Consider the following 14,550-nt stretch of genomic DNA (forward strand, 5'->3'; position numbering starts at 1 on the left):
CAGGACCCGCCGCAACCAACAACCCCACACCAAGGACGAACACACCCGCCCCCGTCCGCGACACCAAACGATCCGAATCCATCACAACCCCTACTTCCCGCTCGTGCGATCGATGCTCGCGGCTAGTCCGAAGTTCCCTGTGCCGGAACACTTTGGCGAGAACCATTCGTGTCCGGCTGGTTCGCCGGATTATCGGGGGCGTTGGTTCGGCCCTGCCAGCCGTCAGCCCCGTCTTCGCCGGAGTCACCGCCTCCACCGGCTTTTCCGCCTTGTCCGCCGCTGCCCGCGGTGAAAGAGCCCCGACCACCGGAAGTTCCATTGCTCTGCACGGGCGGTATCGATGCGTTGCCGCCCTTACCTCCGGCGCCGCCGTCACCCTGTCGGGAGCCACCGTCACCGCCAGTCCCGCCCTTGCCCCCGTAAGCGTTCGACGTCGCCGCGGAGTCACCGTCCTCGTCGCCGAGCACGGTGCCATCACCGCCTTCGCCGCCCGCGCCGCCGGATCCGCGCTGCGCCACGTCGCCACCATCACCACCTGCACCACCGGCAGCGGCGCCGTTGACAGCGCGGCCCCACCCGCCGTCGCCGCCGTTTCCGCCGTCGCCGACCCGTGTGCCACCGCCGTTGCCGCCGTTTCCGCCTTGGGCGTTGGCTTCACCGGCAGGAACAGCGCTGCCTCCAGCGCCACCGTCGCCGCCGTTTCCTCGCTCGGTAGAGCCACCGTCACCGCCATTGCCGGCCGTCGCCTGCCCGTCTTTGAAGAACGCCGCGGCGTCACCGCCCGATCCGCCCGCGCCGGCGTCACCGGAGACGGAGCCACCGCCCTTACCGCCGAATCCGCCGTTGGCATTACCGATCTGCGATTCGGCGTTGCCGCCGTCGCCGCCCACGCCGCCGCTTCCACGGGAACCCCGCCCGCCCGACGCGCCGCCCGTGCCCCCGGCACCTGCCGCAGCGTTGCCGTTCGCCGAAAAAGCGTCACCGCCCCAGCCACCCGCGCCGCCGTCACCGCCGAGCCGGCCGCCCTGTCCCCCGATGCCGCCATGGCCGCCGTAGGCGTCGTTGCCACCGGTGAAAGGTGAGTCGAGTGTGTTCTCATCGCGGCCGCCGTCGCCTCCGTTGCCTCCGCGACCGAACAGGCTGCCGCCCTGACCTCCGTTGCCGCCGTTGCCGGCCCAGTTCAGACGCGCTCCTGTAGACGCGTCATATTGCGCGTTGACGCCCGCGCCGCCGGCGCCACCGTTGCCGATGAGGCCGGCGTCGCCGCCGTCCCAGCCGTAGAGCCCGTCGCCGCCGTTACCCCAGAGCAGTCCACCGTCGCCGCCGCGGCACGCCTCTGCTACACAGTCCTGCGCCGCGTCCAGGCCGTTGCCTATGAGCCAGCCGCCGTTGCCGATGATTGGCCGGAACATCGTCGCGTTCGCCGCAGCCAGCGCCGGCGGCGTGGGGGCGCCGTTGAAGCCGAGATTCAGACCGCACCCGTCTGCGGCAGAGCTCGCACCGGAGCAGTCGGGCAGCGCCGATCCCGTCGAGGCCAGCTGGATGTCGATTGTCGTCGGAGTGGGCGCAACTGTGGCTGTCGCCCACGCGAGTCCAACGCCTACCGCTGCCGTTCCCAGCACTCCGGCCGCGATCTGGCGGCGTGCCGAAAACGTCACTGCAGCATGGTGTTTCGCCACCTTGCAATCCCCTCCGGTCGATGGCCGATTCCATCCCCAACGGCCTCTATCGCTGCTCCTCGATGACAGGAGCCAGCTAAACGTAAATTGCATTTCAGCAACTTGTCAAGGAAACAATTTACGCGTTCAAAATTTCCTATGGGTGCCGTCTTGCAGCATGGGTTCCGCAGTGATCGCCCCCGTGCACGCGCCGCCCTCAGGTCGTCGGCAGCAAGCGCATGAGCCAATGAATAGCGCTGTCAATAGTCACTTTTCATACGCATGTTCCAGGATGCAACCAGGCAATCGACTACCTGACAGTGAACCGACATCCCTATTCCGACAATAAATAACCGGCCATCAGGTACCCGGAATGTCCGGCTTCATTTCTGCCGCAGATCTGGTTCAGCAATGAATCTGAAGCAATCCGGCGAACTAGTTTCGTGCAGGCAATCACCAATATCAGCGCATGCCGAAGCACACCCAGAGGGCATCAGGCGTTCCGTCGCCACAATTGCGGCTTCGATCGCACCCTGAGCCGGTGGAGGTGGTAGCACACCAGCACTCGGCAGCACTATCAGCGGCATGATCGTCGACGCTCAAGAATCGGCGCACCGGCCGATCGAATCCCCGAACCCCCTTCATCCATGGCGGCGGACTTGACGAGGATCCTATATCTGCCTGCTCGTCAATAGCAAAGCTTTGCTAAAGAAAACTTCTCCTGTTTTCGCTCGTGAGAGTAAGCAGGTAGCGACTCGCGCAAGGACTTCCGCGAAGACGTGCGCACCCGCGCCAAGCGGTAGTGCCGTACCTCTGTCTTCTCCTGCTCGTGCGCCGATCCTGCCTGCTCCACCGAGGCAGCTGCGTCGCCGTCGAGGTTGGTCGCGTCTCCAGTCCTGCCGCTGTTGCCGCCGTCGCCCGGGCCTGGCACAGACAACGATGAACGGCGGTCGACCTGGGCTGCCGAACTCTTTGCGCAGTGCTGGTCGCTAGTGGCACACTCGCTACGTGCTCACTGCGCAACCCGGCATTCTGCTCTTCGCCCGAGGGGCTCATCGCCGATTTTTCTACGGGTACCGGCCAGCGGTGCCCGTGGTATAGCTGCTTCCTTCAGCCCCGCGGTCCGCTTCCGGATCCGGGGCTCGTCTCTTGTGTGAGGCCCGAAATCCGGAAAGGCCCTCCACACAACGAGAATCCGGAGAACCAACACATGACGACACCTACCGAAACCACGACGCACACAGAAACCACGGGATCAACGACGGTGCCTGATATCGACGAACTCCGTCAGGAGATCGACCGGCTCGACGCCGCGATCCTCGAAGCCATCCAGCGCCGCACCGAGGTGTCGCGGATGATCGGCAAGGCCCGGATGGCCTCCGGCGGCACCCGCCTGGTGCACAGTCGCGAGATGAAGGTGATCGAGCGCTACAGCGTGCTGGGTGAAGAGGGTAAGAACCTCGCGATGCTGCTGCTGCGCCTCGGGCGGGGCCGGCTCGGACACTGAGTTCGGCGCCGCGCTCTACTCGGCTTTGAGTCCCTCGACCAACCAGGGCGTCATCCATTCGACCGCCTCCGGTGTCGGGTGCACGCCGTCGCTGCGGACCCTGATGCCGTCGACCCTGGTCTGGTAGTAGCCGTTGGGGCTGAGTTTCTTGTTCAGGTCGAGCACCATCGCGTTCGAACGCTCGTCGACGACGCTGCGCAACAAGGCGTTCCAGCGCTCGACCCGTTTCGGCTGATCCTCCGGGTAGAGACTGCCGTCCGGCTTCTCCGCGCGGCGGTTGTACGGCTCAGTCGTGACCACGATCCGGGCCCCCGTCGAGCCTAGGATGTCGAGGGCTCGGTTGAGCTCACCGCGCAGGTACGCGTCGTAACCCGGCTCCCCGATGTGCGTCCACTGCCCTTCGCTCATCCGGTCCACGACCTCCCAGCGACCGACGGTCAGCAGCACAACGTCGGGCTTCTCGTGGCCGATGCGCTGCGCCCACCGCGCCGGCCATGCATCGCATTCGGGCTTCTGCTGCAATTCCTGACCCACGTATTCGTAGGGGCCGCCGCGGGCGATGCCGCATCCGATCGTTGTGAAGTCCACGAAGTCGAGTCCGGGGGTCTCAGGCAGGTAGCGCATGATTGTCCACGCGATCGAGTCGCCGAACACCGCGACGCGCAGATCGCCGGGGGCGCGGGGACGCGGCGCCTGCGTGACCTCGATCGGGACCTCCGGCCCGACCAGGGCCGCCGTGTCGACCAGAGGACCGGGCTTGGGCACCTCGGGGAGCACCTTGACCGGCAACACCGTCATCGTCACGACCGCGGCGGTGGCAGCCGTCGCTCCTGCGAGCGGGAGCATCGGCACGAAGGCGGGCCGCCACTCGCGGATCGGCTGCTCGATGAGCCACCAGGACACCGCCGCCACCGCGACGGTTGCCGCGCACCGCAGCGCGAACAACTGCCAGCCCTCGGTTCCGGTGCGCTCACCGTTGAGTACCAAAAAGATCGGCCAGTGCCACAGGTAGACGCCGTAGGAGATCGCGCCGAGCCCGACGAGCGGTCCGACGGAGAGCAGACGCGCGATCGGACCGTCCTGTGCGAGCGCCACCGGGGCGATGACGAGGATCGCCGCGAGTGCGACCACGATCAGCAGACCGCTGCGGAACTCCTCGGCGCTGCCGGTGGCGATGCGTGCCGCCATGAACAGCACGACGAGACCGACCACGGGAAGCGCCCAGGCGACCCATCGCGTCCACCGCGAACGGAACATCGCCAGGCCCGCGGTCAGACCGCGCCAGTCGCGGACCACGAGGGCTGCGGCAGCCGCGCCGACCAGCAGGGCCTGCACGCGGGTGTCGGTGCCGAAGTAGACGCGGTTGAGGTTGTCGGCGGAGCTCAGGAAGAACGTCGCTGTCGCTGATGCGGCGACGCCCGCGGTGGCCAGGCAGAACACCGCGGTGCGCACGGCGCGCCGCGACAGCGTCGCCCCGCGCCGGTAGGCGATCGCTCCCAGCCCCGCAATGACGGCCGCGATCAATACCGGCCATAGGACGTAGTACTGCTCCTCAACAGCCAGCGACCAGGTGTGCTGCAGAGGTGACGGCGGCGCACCCTGGGCGAAGTAGTCGGTTTGGTTGGCCACGAACATCCAGTTGGACATCCAGAAGAAGGCGGCGACGGCGTCGTCACGCAACGTCGCGGTGGATTCTTCGGAGAACAGTTCGCTCAATGCCACCACGGCCAGCACCATCACGATCAGCGCAGGGAGCAGTCGTCGCGCGCGGCGAATCCAGAAAGCCTTCAAACCGATCCGGCCGGTGCGCCCGATCTCGTCGAGCAGTAGTGAGGTGATGAGAAAGCCGCTGAGTACGAAGAAGACGTCGACGCCAAGAAAGCCGCCCGACAGGCCGGGGATGCCGCCATGGTCGGCCAGCACCAGCGCGACGGCGAGGGCCCTGACCCCGTCGAGTGCCGGGATCGACTGTCCTGGACCGACATATCGGCGCGGGCCTACCCGAGTTGGCGCCGCACTCACGGCAGTCACAGTCGAGCGCCCTCCCTACCTGTCCGAGCAAGGAAGTCTATGGTCGGGCAGTCCGCCGATCGGGAAGGCGCGCGCGGGTCTCGTTGGCGGACTGGGGGGGCACCTCAGCGAGCAGACGCAAACTTCGGCGTGTCACCGTAGACACGCCGGAGTTTGTGTCTGCTCGGCGGGCGGGGCCGCCGTCGGCGAGTCGACTACTTCGTCAGCGCGATGTACTTCGTGTCGAGGTACTCCTCGATCCCCTCGGTCCCGCCCTCGCGGCCGAATCCGGACTCCTTGATTCCGCCGAACGGGGCTGCGGCATCGGAGATCACGCCGCGGTTGACGCCGACCATGCCGGACTCGACGCCCTCGGCGACCCGCAGCGCGCGGTCAAGGGACTTCGTGTAGATGTACGCCGCCAGGCCGTACTCGGTGTCGTTGGCCGCGGCGATGCCTTCCTCCTCGGTGTCGAAGCCGGCAATCGGCGCGACGGGGCCGAACACCTCTTCTTTGAGGATGCGTGCGTCAGCGGGGACGTCGGTGAGCACCGTGGCCGGGTAGAAGTTCCCGGGCCCGCCCGGGGCGACTCCGCCGATGGCGACGGTCGCACCGCGCGAGACCGCGTCCGACACCAACTCCGTCACCGTGGCGACCTGCTTGGCGTTGATGAGCGGGCCGAGCGTCGACTTCTCGTCGAGGCCCTTGCCGAGGGTGAACTCGCTCATTCGCTTCACGAACTTCTCGGTGAACTCCTCGCGCACCGCGTTGGCGACGTGGAAGCGATTGGCCGCGGTGCACGCCTCGCCGCCGTTGCGCATCTTCGCCAGGATCGCTCCGTCGACGGCGGCGTCCACGTCGGCGTCGTCGAACACCACGAACGGAGCGTTTCCGCCGAGCTCCATCGACGTCCGCAGCAGCTTGTCCGCGGACTGCTTCACCAGCGCCTTGCCGACGCCCGTGGATCCGGTGAACGTCAGCTTCCGCAGTCGGCCGTCGTTGATCAGCGCCTCGGTGACGCCGCCCGGGTTGCTGGTCGGCAACACCGACAGCACACCCTTGGGCAGGCCCGCCTCGTCCATCAGCTTGGCCAGCAGCAGCATCGTCAGCGGCGTCTCCTGCGCCGGCTTGACGATCATCGTGCAACCGGCGGCAAAGGCCGGTCCCATCTTTCGAGTCCCCATCGCCAGCGGGAAGTTCCACGGTGTGATGGCATAGCACGGACCGACAGCCTGCTTGGCGACGAGAATGCGCCCGGTGCCCGCAGGGCTCGGCGTGAAACGGCCGTCGATGCGGACCGCCTCTTCGGCGAACCAGCGGAAGAACTCGGCGCCGTAGGTGACCTCGCCCTTGCTCTCGGCGACCACCTTCCCCATCTCGAGCGTCATGAGCGCGGCGATGTCGTCGGCGCGCGCGGTGATCATCTCGAAAACCGAGCGCAGGATCTCGCCCCGCTTGCGAGGCGCAGTGCCCGCCCACTCGGCCTGGACGGCGCAGGCCGCATCGAGCGCCGCGCGGGCGTCGTCGGGGGTCGCGTCGGCGACCTGGGTCAGCACCTCGTCGTCGCTGGGATCGAGCACGTCGAACGTCGACGCGCCTGTCCGCTCCTCACCGCCGATCCACAGGCCGGTCGGGACGGACTTCAACAGTGCGGTGCTATCCATACCCCACGTCTTACACCTTCGGTCAAGTGGCCGCACTAGGGTTCTTGTCATGGGTTCCGACATCACGGCCACACCTGCCTGGGAAGCTCTGTCCCGCCACCACGACGACGTCGCTGCGACCGATCTACGATCACTTTTCGCCGAGGATCCGGCCCGCGGAACCGAGTTGGCGCTGACGGTCGGCGACCTCTACATCGACTACAGCAAGCACCGCGTGACCCGCGAGACGCTGACACTGCTGCTCGATCTGGCGCGCGCCGCCGGGCTTGAGGTCAAGCGCGACGCGATGTTCTCGGGCGAGCACATCAACACCTCCGAGGATCGCGCAGTGCTCCATACGGCGCTGCGGCTGCCGCGCGATGTGGAGCTGACGGTCGACGGTCAGGACATCGTCGCCGACGTGCACGAGGTCCTCGACCGGATGGGCGACTTCACCGACCGGCTGCGCAGTGGTGACTGGCGCGGCGCGACAGGCGAGCGCATCACGACCGTGGTGAACATCGGCATCGGCGGCTCGGACCTCGGGCCTGTCATGGTGGATCAGGCGCTGCGCCACTACGCCGACGCCGGTATCTCGGCGCGCTTCGTCTCCAACGTCGACCCTGCCGATCTGGTCGCCAAGCTGGCCGGACTCGACCCGGCCACAACGCTTTTCATCGTCGCCTCGAAGACGTTCTCGACGCTGGAGACGCTGACCAACGCGACGGCTGCTCGGCGCTGGCTCACCGAGGCGCTCGGCGATGCGGCGGTGTCGAAGCACTTCGTGGCAGTGTCGACGAACGCAAAGCTGGTCGACGAGTTCGGCATCAACACCGACAACATGTTCGGCTTCTGGGATTGGGTCGGCGGCCGCTACTCGGTGGACTCGGCGATCGGGCTGTCGGTGATGGCGGTGATCGGCAAGGAGCGCTTCGCGGAGTTCCTCGCTGGATTCCACCTCGTCGACGAGCACTTCCGCGCCGCACCGCTGGAGGCCAACGCACCGGTGCTGCTCGGCCTGATCGGGCTTTGGTACAACAACTTCTTCGGCGCGGAAACCCGTGCGGTGCTTCCGTATTCGAATGACCTGGCGCGGTTTGCGGCCTACCTGCAGCAGCTGACGATGGAGTCCAACGGTAAGTCCGTGCAGGCCGACGGCTCACCGGTGACGACCAGTACGGGCGAAATCTTCTGGGGCGAACCGGGCACCAACGGCCAGCACGCCTTTTATCAGCTGCTACACCAGGGCACCCGGCTGATCCCCGCCGACTTCATCGGGTTCAGCGAGCCGACCGATGACCTGCCGACCGCCGATGGCACCGGAAGCATGCACGACCTGTTGATGAGCAACTTCTTCGCCCAGACGCAGGTGCTCGCGTTCGGTAAGACTGCCGACGAGATCGCCGCTGAAGGCACTCCGTCGAATGTGGTGCCGCACAAGGTGATGCCGGGCAACCGGCCCAGCACGTCGATCCTCGCGACCAAGCTGACGCCGTCCGTGGTGGGCCAGCTGATCGCGCTCTACGAGCACCAGGTGTTCGTCGAGGGCGTCATCTGGGGTATCGACTCGTTCGACCAGTGGGGTGTGGAGCTGGGCAAGACGCAGGCCAAGGCTCTGCTGCCGGTGATCACGTCCGACGAATCGCCTGCCGCGCAGTCGGATTCGTCGACGGACGCGCTCGTCCGGCGATACCGGGCGGAGCGAGGCCGATCAGCGTGATTTCGGCGTGCTGGGTTGCGCCGAGCGCGACTGCGCACGCCGAAATCGCTAGAGAGCCTCGGGGTCGGGACGCGTCCAGCCCAGGATCATCGCCGGTGAGCATCCGCCGATCAGCAGCACGCTCAATGCCATCAGGCCGCCGGCGTAGGCCATGTCGGTGTCGGTTCCACCGGTGAATGCGGCACCGAAGATCAGGTAGAAGATCGGCACCATCATGAGGTATTGCGTGAGGGTCAGCCCGATGGATCTGGCGCTGTTGCGTTGCGCCAGTTCGTATTCGTCGAGTGTGGCGTCCGGCGCGTCACCCTGGCGCCCGGACACGATCTGCAAGGTCACCCAGAGCGGGAAGAACACCAGGCATGCGGGCAGCCACAGCAGCGGTGCCCACTGGATGCCGAACGCGCACAACAGGCTTACGCCGAACATGAACGCAAACGTCGCGGCCAACCCCGTGACGAGCATGCGGCGTCTGCGCTGAGTCCGCCACCCGGGGAGCGAATTCGCATATTTCGATTCATTTTTCAGGAACTGCTTGGTGCGGTAGTTCTGGTAGCGGTCGATCAAGGTGGCTTCACGCATTCGTCTTTCCTCCTTGTTCTCGGCGGTACAGCGCGGTTGACAGTGGCGCGAACGGTTCGCGGGAGAAGACGGCCTCGACGGGTAGGTCGAACACCTCACAGATGCGGAACGCCAGATCGAGGCTGGGGTAGTGATCGCCACGTTCGAGCGCTCCGACGGTCTGCGGGTTGACGTCGATGAGCTCTGCCAGCTGCGCCCGCGACAGCCGCCGCTCCGCGCGCAGCACACCGATGCGGTTGTGGATGGGGAACGTTTCCCCGCGGCGCACTGGACTCACCTAATCGATTGTTAGGAAAACCCAACAGCCTGTCAAGGAGTTCGCCTCGGCAGAACAGTTGCGTAACGCTACGGCGGCTTTCGACCCTGTTTTCCGCCACTGCGTTACGCAAGTCACGCAGACCGCGTCGGCTCAGGCGAAGAACTTGGTGAAACGCGGCGGCACCAGCTTCATGACCTCGACCAGCGGCCACCACGGCCAGCCGGGAACCACCGCTCGGCCCTTCTCCTTCTCAATGGCATCGACCATGGCCTTGACGCCGGTCTCGTTGTCGACCATGAGCATCGTCGAGTTGGACTTCGCCGTCATCTCGGACTCGATGTAGCCGGGCTCGAGCACGGTGATCTTGATGGGTCCGGACGGGTATTCGGCGCGCAGCGACTCGCCGAGTGATGTCACGCCGGCCTTGCTCGCGGAATAGGCGGCCTTGAATCCCGGCACACCGACGTTGCCCAGCACCGACGACACCAACACCAGGTGGCCGGCGCCCGCAGCCTTGAACATCTCCAGCGCCGTTTCGATCTGCACCAGTGCTGCAACGAGATTGGTCTCGATGGTCGCCTTGTTGGCCCACAGCTTGCCGCCGCCGAGCGGATAGCCCTTGCCGATACCGGCATTGACGATGACGCAATCGATCCCACCGAGTTCGTCGCTGAGCTCGTTGAACACCTTCGGCACCTGCTCGTGGTCGTTGACGTCGAGGGCGGCGACGGCGACCTTGACGTTCGGGTAGCGCGCGGCGAGCTCGGCCTTCAGCTCGTCGAGGTTGTCGAGCCTGCGTGCGCACAGGGCGAGGTCTCGCCCCTTGGCCGCGAACTGGCGGGCCATCCCCGCGCCGAGACCGGAGCTTGCGCCGGTGATCAGGATCTTCTGCCGAGTCATGGGCGAAGGATAACCGAGTTAGACAAGTCCTAGAAACTCGGCGAAACTGCATTCCGTGCGCTGGAAACGCCTCGGCGGCCGCATGGAATGCAGTTTCGGCACTATTTGAGCAGGCGCGACATCCGCCGGTCGGCGAGCACCTTGCCGCCGGTCTGGCATGTCGCGCAGTACTGGAACGACTTGTCGGCGAACGACACCTCCCGCACGGTGTCCCCGCACACCGGACAGGGCAGCCCGGTGCGGGCGTGCACGCGCAGCCCCGACCGCTTCTCCCCCTTCAGGGTCGCGGCCTGCTGGCCGACCGAGCGCGTCACCGCATCGGTGAGCACGGTGATCATCGCGTCGTGCAGCGCCGCGAGCTGAGCGGCGGTCAGTTTGTTGGCGGTCGCGAACGGAGAGAGCTTGGCGACGTGCAGGATCTCGTCGCTGTAGGCGTTGCCGATGCCGGCGATCACCTTCTGGTCGGTGATCACGGTCTTGATGCGCCCGCCCTCGGTCTTCAGCACATCGGCCAATGCGTCGACGCTCAACGACAGGGCGTCGGGCCCCAGCGACGCGATCTGCGGAACGGCCATCGGGTCGGTGACGAGCCACACCGCCAGCCGCTTCTGGGTGCCGGCCTCGGTGAGGTCGAAACCGGGCGCCTCACCCGGCGTACCCAGATGCACGCGCAGAGCGATCGGACCCTTGCCCGGCTTCAACGGCGCGGCCGCCAGCTTGTCCGACCAGCGCAACCACCCTGCCCGCGACAAATGGGTGATCAGGTGCAGATCGCCGGCCTGCAATCCGAGGTACTTGCCCCACCGGTTGGCGCCGGTGACCTCTTGTCCGGCCAGGGCCGCCACCTGCGGGTCGAACGTTTTGAGGACAGACAGCGCCGAGACGTCGACCCGGCCGACAGTCAGTCCGACGGCGTGGCGACGCAGATGATCGGCGAGCGCTTCGACCTCGGGAAGTTCAGGCATATCACTCAGTCTGCCTGCACGACGAGCGAGAGCAGCCAGCTCACAACCGACAACACGATGGCCGCCCAGATCGCGGTCCACCAGAAGTCGTCGATGAAGAGACCCCAATGGGTGGTGTGCTCGGTGATCCAGGAAGTGATCCACAACATGAAGGCATTGATGACGATGTGAAAAAGCCCCAGCGTGAGGATGTAGAGCGGTATCGAGATGATCTGCACGATCGGCTTGATGACCGCGTTGACCAGCCCGAAGATGACGGCGACGACGAAGATGATGCCGATCCGCGCCGCCGTCGAGTCACCGCCGACGAACTCGATACCGGGCACCAGCAGCGTGACCACCCAGAGCGCGAGCCCGGTCAGGCCGGCGCGCAGCAGAAACGATCCCATGCCGCTCATGATCCCCCTCGAAGGTCACAGGAATGCAATACCGCAAGTATCCGGTACCAGAGGTATTGACATCTTTCGATGGCGCTCCTTAACGTCGAGGGACACCCCGGTCGGCGGAAGGACCACCATGACGGCTCCTGCACAGTCACAACCGGCGGCACGTCAGGATTTCGCCGAACGCCTCCTCAAAGGGTCGGTCAAAAAGTCCTACGCGCCCGTCGTCGACATCGACTGGGACGCCCCGTTGGACCCGGACAAGTTCTTCCTGCCGCCGAAGACCGTGTCGCTCTACGGCACGCCGCTGTGGGAATCGATGACGCGCGAGCAGCAGATCGAGCTGTCCCGGCAGGAGCTTGCCAACACGCTTTCAGCGGGGATCTGGTTCGAGAACATCCTCAACCAGGCACTGCTGCGCAAGATGATGCATCAGGACCCCACCGCGCGTGCCACGCACTACGAGCTCACCGAGCTCGGCGACGAGACCCGGCACATGGTGATGTTCGGCAAGGCAATAGACCGGATCGGCGCAAAACCGGTGCGGCCGAAGCGTTACCAGCGAGTCATCATCAACGCCCTGCCGTTCGCGTTCCAAGGCTCGATGCTGTGGGTGGCGGCGCTGGTCGGCGAGGAGATCTTTGATTCTCTTCAGCGCCAGATGATGGACGACCCGGAGTTGCAGCCGATGGTGCAGCGACTGATGCGCATCCACGTCACCGAAGAGGCGCGGCACATCCAGTTCGCCCGCGACGGCCTGCGCAAGCGGGCGCCCCACATGCGGCGCCTTCCGAAGTTCGTGGTGGCCAACATCAACGGGGTGGGCGGGTTGTTCTTCCGGCACCTGTTCACCAATCGCGTCCAGTACTCGCGGGTTGGCCTCGATGCCGACGCGGCCCGCCGGATGGCGCGCGCCAGCGCCCACCGGCGCGAGGTTCAGGTGAGCGGGTTCGCCCCGCTGGCGGCCTTCCTCGACGAGGTCGGCCTGCTCGGGCCGATCGCGCGGCGCCTGTGGAAGCGCGGCGGGTTTCTGTGACCGCTCCGGTCGAACCTGTCGTCTACCTGGACGCCGACGCGACGCGGGATGCGGAGTTCGACGAGGCCACCCATACGTGGACGGCGGGCGGCCGCAGCGCGCGGGTCGTCGTCGCCACCGACGGGACGCTGCCTTCGGCGCTGACGTGCCGGATGGAACATCTGCGGCCCTATCTCGGTGTCGCCGTGCACGGCGTACCGAACTGGTTCCTCGTGACGGGACCCGACGCGGCGGCTCAGAAGGGCTACATCGCCAAGTGCCTGGATTACCTGGAACGCAGCGACGCCACCCGCATCGAGGTGCGGGCCGGCACCCAGCGCACATATGACGGCCGTTCGCGCGGGAGGAACCGCCGCGGCGGCCATTACTGGCGCAAGGTCGGCAGGCGCATTCCGTCGTCCTTCGAGGTGCGTTTCCTGGGCTTTGAGGACGGCCCCGAGGACAGCGTCTTCGACGGAGCGGCGACAGTCGCGATGGGCGATCGCGTGCTCGACGCGAAGGTGCGCCTGACGGGCAGGATTGATCCGATCGACGGTCATTACCATTGGCAGGGAACCGTTTTCGCTGCTGACGTCGACGTGCGGCTGCCCCTGGAGGTGACGGTCACCATCGGCGACCGCTCCGCGCGCGGACGCTTGACCGAACGTACCCCGTGGTCGACGTTCTCGGTGGTCGGCCTCGGCGCGCCGCCGTTCGCGCTGGAAGCCGTCGAGGTGGACGTCCCGCTTCTGTAAGACCAATCGGTCACGGGCATATTAGAACGTGTTCTAGTATGCGGTCACCGACGAGCAGGAGACGACGTGCGATTCACCTACGCCGAAGCCATGACCGATCCCAAGTACTACATCCCGTTGGCCAAAGCCGCCGACGAGGCAGGGTACCACGGGATGACGATCGCCGACAGCGTCGCTTATCCGGAGGTTTCGGACTCGAAGTATCCGTACACCGAGGACGGCAACCGCGAGTTTCTGGACGGCAAGTCGTTCATCGAGACGTTCGCGCTGATCGGCGCCCTGTCCGCGGTGACGACCAGGCTTCACTTCAACATCTTCGTGCTCAAGCTGCCGATCCGTCCGCCCGCGCTGGTGGCCAAGCAGGCGGGTTCGCTGGCCGCCTTGTTCGACAACCGCATCAATCTCGGTGTCGGCACCAGTCCATGGCCGGAGGACTACGACATCATGGGTGTGCCGTTCGCCAAGCGCGGGAAGCGAATGGATGAGTGCATCGACATCGTCCGAGGCCTCACCTCGGGCGAATACTTCGAGTACCACGGCGAGTTCTACGACTTCCCGACGTTCAAGATGACGCCCGCGCCGACGAAGCCGATCCCGATCCTGATCGGCGGTCACGCGGACGCGGCGCTGCGCCGCGCGGCCCGCAACGACGGCTGGATGCACGGCGGCGGCGATCCCGAGGAACTCGACCCGCTGCTCAAGAAGCTGCAGCATTACCGGGAAACCGAGGAGCGCATCGGCCTGGCCGACGAATTCCAGATCCATGTCATCTCGATCGACGGGTTCACCCTCGACGGCGTCAAGCGGCTGGAGGACAAGGGCGTCACCGACGTCATCGTCGGCTTCCGGATCCCCTACATCACGGGCCAGGACACCGAACCCCTCGACGACAAGATCCGCAACCTGGAGTGGTTCGCCGAGAACGTCATCGCGAAGGTGTGACAGCCGCCGGCCTCGCAGCGGCAAACTGCGAGCATCTCGAATGCGCCTCCAGGAGAGCGCTATTGGAGTCATCGCCGCGATGGGCCCTCGATGACGTGGTGCATGGTGGCCGCCGCGCCCGCGGTCAATCCCGGAGCCGGGGACGACCCGCGAACGTTACGGCGCAGACGCCGCCGAAACCGTCGACGACGACGGGTTTATAGCCATTTGTCAT

At 66.1% G+C, this 14,550-nt stretch carries 13 protein-coding genes; 5 read left to right on the plus strand and 8 right to left on the minus strand.

Features of this window, described 5'->3' with window-relative positions; translation table 11 throughout:
* Positions 1 to 122: 122 nt before the first annotated feature.
* Positions 123 to 1,658, minus strand: a complete 1,536-nt coding sequence (locus AWC12_RS31280) for a hypothetical protein (protein ID WP_165762872.1) — start codon at positions 1,656 to 1,658, stop codon at positions 123 to 125.
* Between the two features lie 1,165 nt (positions 1,659 to 2,823).
* Here AWC12_RS31280 and AWC12_RS29015 point away from each other — a divergent pair.
* Complete coding sequence (locus AWC12_RS29015) at positions 2,824 to 3,165, plus strand: chorismate mutase (protein WP_412093767.1); 342 nt, start codon at positions 2,824 to 2,826, stop codon at positions 3,163 to 3,165.
* A 15-nt stretch (positions 3,166 to 3,180) separates the two neighbouring features.
* On the opposite strand, the gene AWC12_RS29020 is transcribed toward AWC12_RS29015, so the two are convergent.
* Both AWC12_RS29020 and AWC12_RS29025 read right to left on the minus strand, forming a co-directional pair.
* A complete protein-coding gene (locus AWC12_RS29020) occupies positions 3,181 to 5,196 on the minus strand; it encodes an acyltransferase family protein (RefSeq protein ID WP_110808780.1) in 2,016 nt (671 codons plus the stop codon).
* A 194-nt stretch (positions 5,197 to 5,390) separates the two neighbouring features.
* Positions 5,391 to 6,839, minus strand: a complete 1,449-nt coding sequence (locus tag AWC12_RS29025; RefSeq protein WP_024448434.1) for an NAD-dependent succinate-semialdehyde dehydrogenase — start codon at positions 6,837 to 6,839, stop codon at positions 5,391 to 5,393.
* A gap of 49 nt (positions 6,840 to 6,888) precedes the next feature.
* Here AWC12_RS29025 and pgi point away from each other — a divergent pair, with 49 nt between their 5' ends.
* Entirely contained in the window at positions 6,889 to 8,538 is a 1,650-nt protein-coding gene (pgi, locus tag AWC12_RS29030) for a glucose-6-phosphate isomerase (RefSeq protein WP_024448435.1), read from the plus strand.
* Positions 8,539 to 8,586: 48 nt separating this feature from the next.
* Here pgi and AWC12_RS29035 read toward each other — a convergent pair whose 3' ends face one another.
* The 5 genes from AWC12_RS29035 to AWC12_RS29055 form a co-directional block, all read right to left on the minus strand.
* On the minus strand, positions 8,587 to 9,117 hold the full coding sequence (locus tag AWC12_RS29035) for a hypothetical protein (RefSeq protein WP_024448436.1): 531 nt from the start codon (positions 9,115 to 9,117) through the stop codon (positions 8,587 to 8,589).
* Positions 9,110 to 9,394: a helix-turn-helix transcriptional regulator gene (locus AWC12_RS29040; RefSeq protein ID WP_024448437.1), complete on the minus strand. Its 285-nt coding sequence runs from the start codon at positions 9,392 to 9,394 to the stop codon at positions 9,110 to 9,112. Before AWC12_RS29040 ends, AWC12_RS29035 begins: the two co-directional genes overlap by 8 nt.
* 132 nt (positions 9,395 to 9,526) lie before the next feature.
* Positions 9,527 to 10,276: an SDR family oxidoreductase gene (locus AWC12_RS29045; protein ID WP_024448438.1), complete on the minus strand. Its 750-nt coding sequence runs from the start codon at positions 10,274 to 10,276 to the stop codon at positions 9,527 to 9,529.
* 101 nt (positions 10,277 to 10,377) lie between these two features.
* The gene (locus AWC12_RS29050; RefSeq protein ID WP_085178311.1) at positions 10,378 to 11,241 is read right to left on the minus strand and encodes an Fpg/Nei family DNA glycosylase; all 864 of its coding nucleotides are present in this window, start codon (positions 11,239 to 11,241) and stop codon (positions 10,378 to 10,380) included.
* 5 nt (positions 11,242 to 11,246) lie between these two features.
* Positions 11,247 to 11,630, minus strand: a complete 384-nt coding sequence (locus tag AWC12_RS29055; RefSeq protein WP_024448440.1) for a phage holin family protein — start codon at positions 11,628 to 11,630, stop codon at positions 11,247 to 11,249.
* Positions 11,631 to 11,757: 127 nt separating this feature from the next.
* On the opposite strand from AWC12_RS29055, the gene AWC12_RS29060 reads away from it, so the two are divergent.
* The 3 genes from AWC12_RS29060 (at position 11,758) to AWC12_RS29070 (ending at position 14,336) form a co-directional block, all read left to right on the plus strand.
* Positions 11,758 to 12,660, plus strand: a complete 903-nt coding sequence (locus AWC12_RS29060; protein ID WP_085178312.1) for an AurF N-oxygenase family protein — start codon at positions 11,758 to 11,760, stop codon at positions 12,658 to 12,660.
* Positions 12,657 to 13,394 carry a DUF4873 domain-containing protein gene (locus tag AWC12_RS29065; RefSeq protein WP_085178313.1) on the plus strand — a complete coding sequence of 246 codons (738 nt, stop codon included), beginning with the start codon at positions 12,657 to 12,659 and terminating at the stop codon, positions 13,392 to 13,394. Before AWC12_RS29060 ends, AWC12_RS29065 begins: the two co-directional genes overlap by 4 nt.
* Before the next feature lie 66 nt (positions 13,395 to 13,460).
* Entirely contained in the window at positions 13,461 to 14,336 is an 876-nt protein-coding gene (locus AWC12_RS29070; protein WP_085178314.1) for an LLM class flavin-dependent oxidoreductase, read from the plus strand.
* Positions 14,337 to 14,550 lie beyond the last annotated feature (214 nt).

The sequence above is a fragment of the Mycolicibacterium iranicum genome, assembly GCF_002101705.1.
Lineage (GTDB): Bacteria > Actinomycetota > Actinomycetes > Mycobacteriales > Mycobacteriaceae > Mycobacterium > Mycobacterium iranicum.

Bases quoted from the DNA above. Each gene is read 5' to 3' on its own strand.
- AWC12_RS29025 (WP_024448434.1), bottom strand. From the start codon at position 6,839: ATGGATAGCACCGCACTGTTGAAGTCCGTCCCGACCGGCCTGTGGATC.
- pgi (WP_024448435.1), top strand. From the start codon at position 6,889: ATGGGTTCCGACATCACGGCCACACCTGCCTGGGAAGCTCTGTCCCGC.
- AWC12_RS29035 (WP_024448436.1), bottom strand. From the start codon at position 9,117: ATGCGTGAAGCCACCTTGATCGACCGCTACCAGAACTACCGCACCAAG.
- AWC12_RS29045 (WP_024448438.1), bottom strand. From the start codon at position 10,276: ATGACTCGGCAGAAGATCCTGATCACCGGCGCAAGCTCCGGTCTCGGC.
- AWC12_RS29050 (WP_085178311.1), bottom strand. From the start codon at position 11,241: ATGCCTGAACTTCCCGAGGTCGAAGCGCTCGCCGATCATCTGCGTCGC.
- AWC12_RS29055 (WP_024448440.1), bottom strand. From the start codon at position 11,630: ATGGGATCGTTTCTGCTGCGCGCCGGCCTGACCGGGCTCGCGCTCTGG.
- AWC12_RS29060 (WP_085178312.1), top strand. From the start codon at position 11,758: ATGACGGCTCCTGCACAGTCACAACCGGCGGCACGTCAGGATTTCGCC.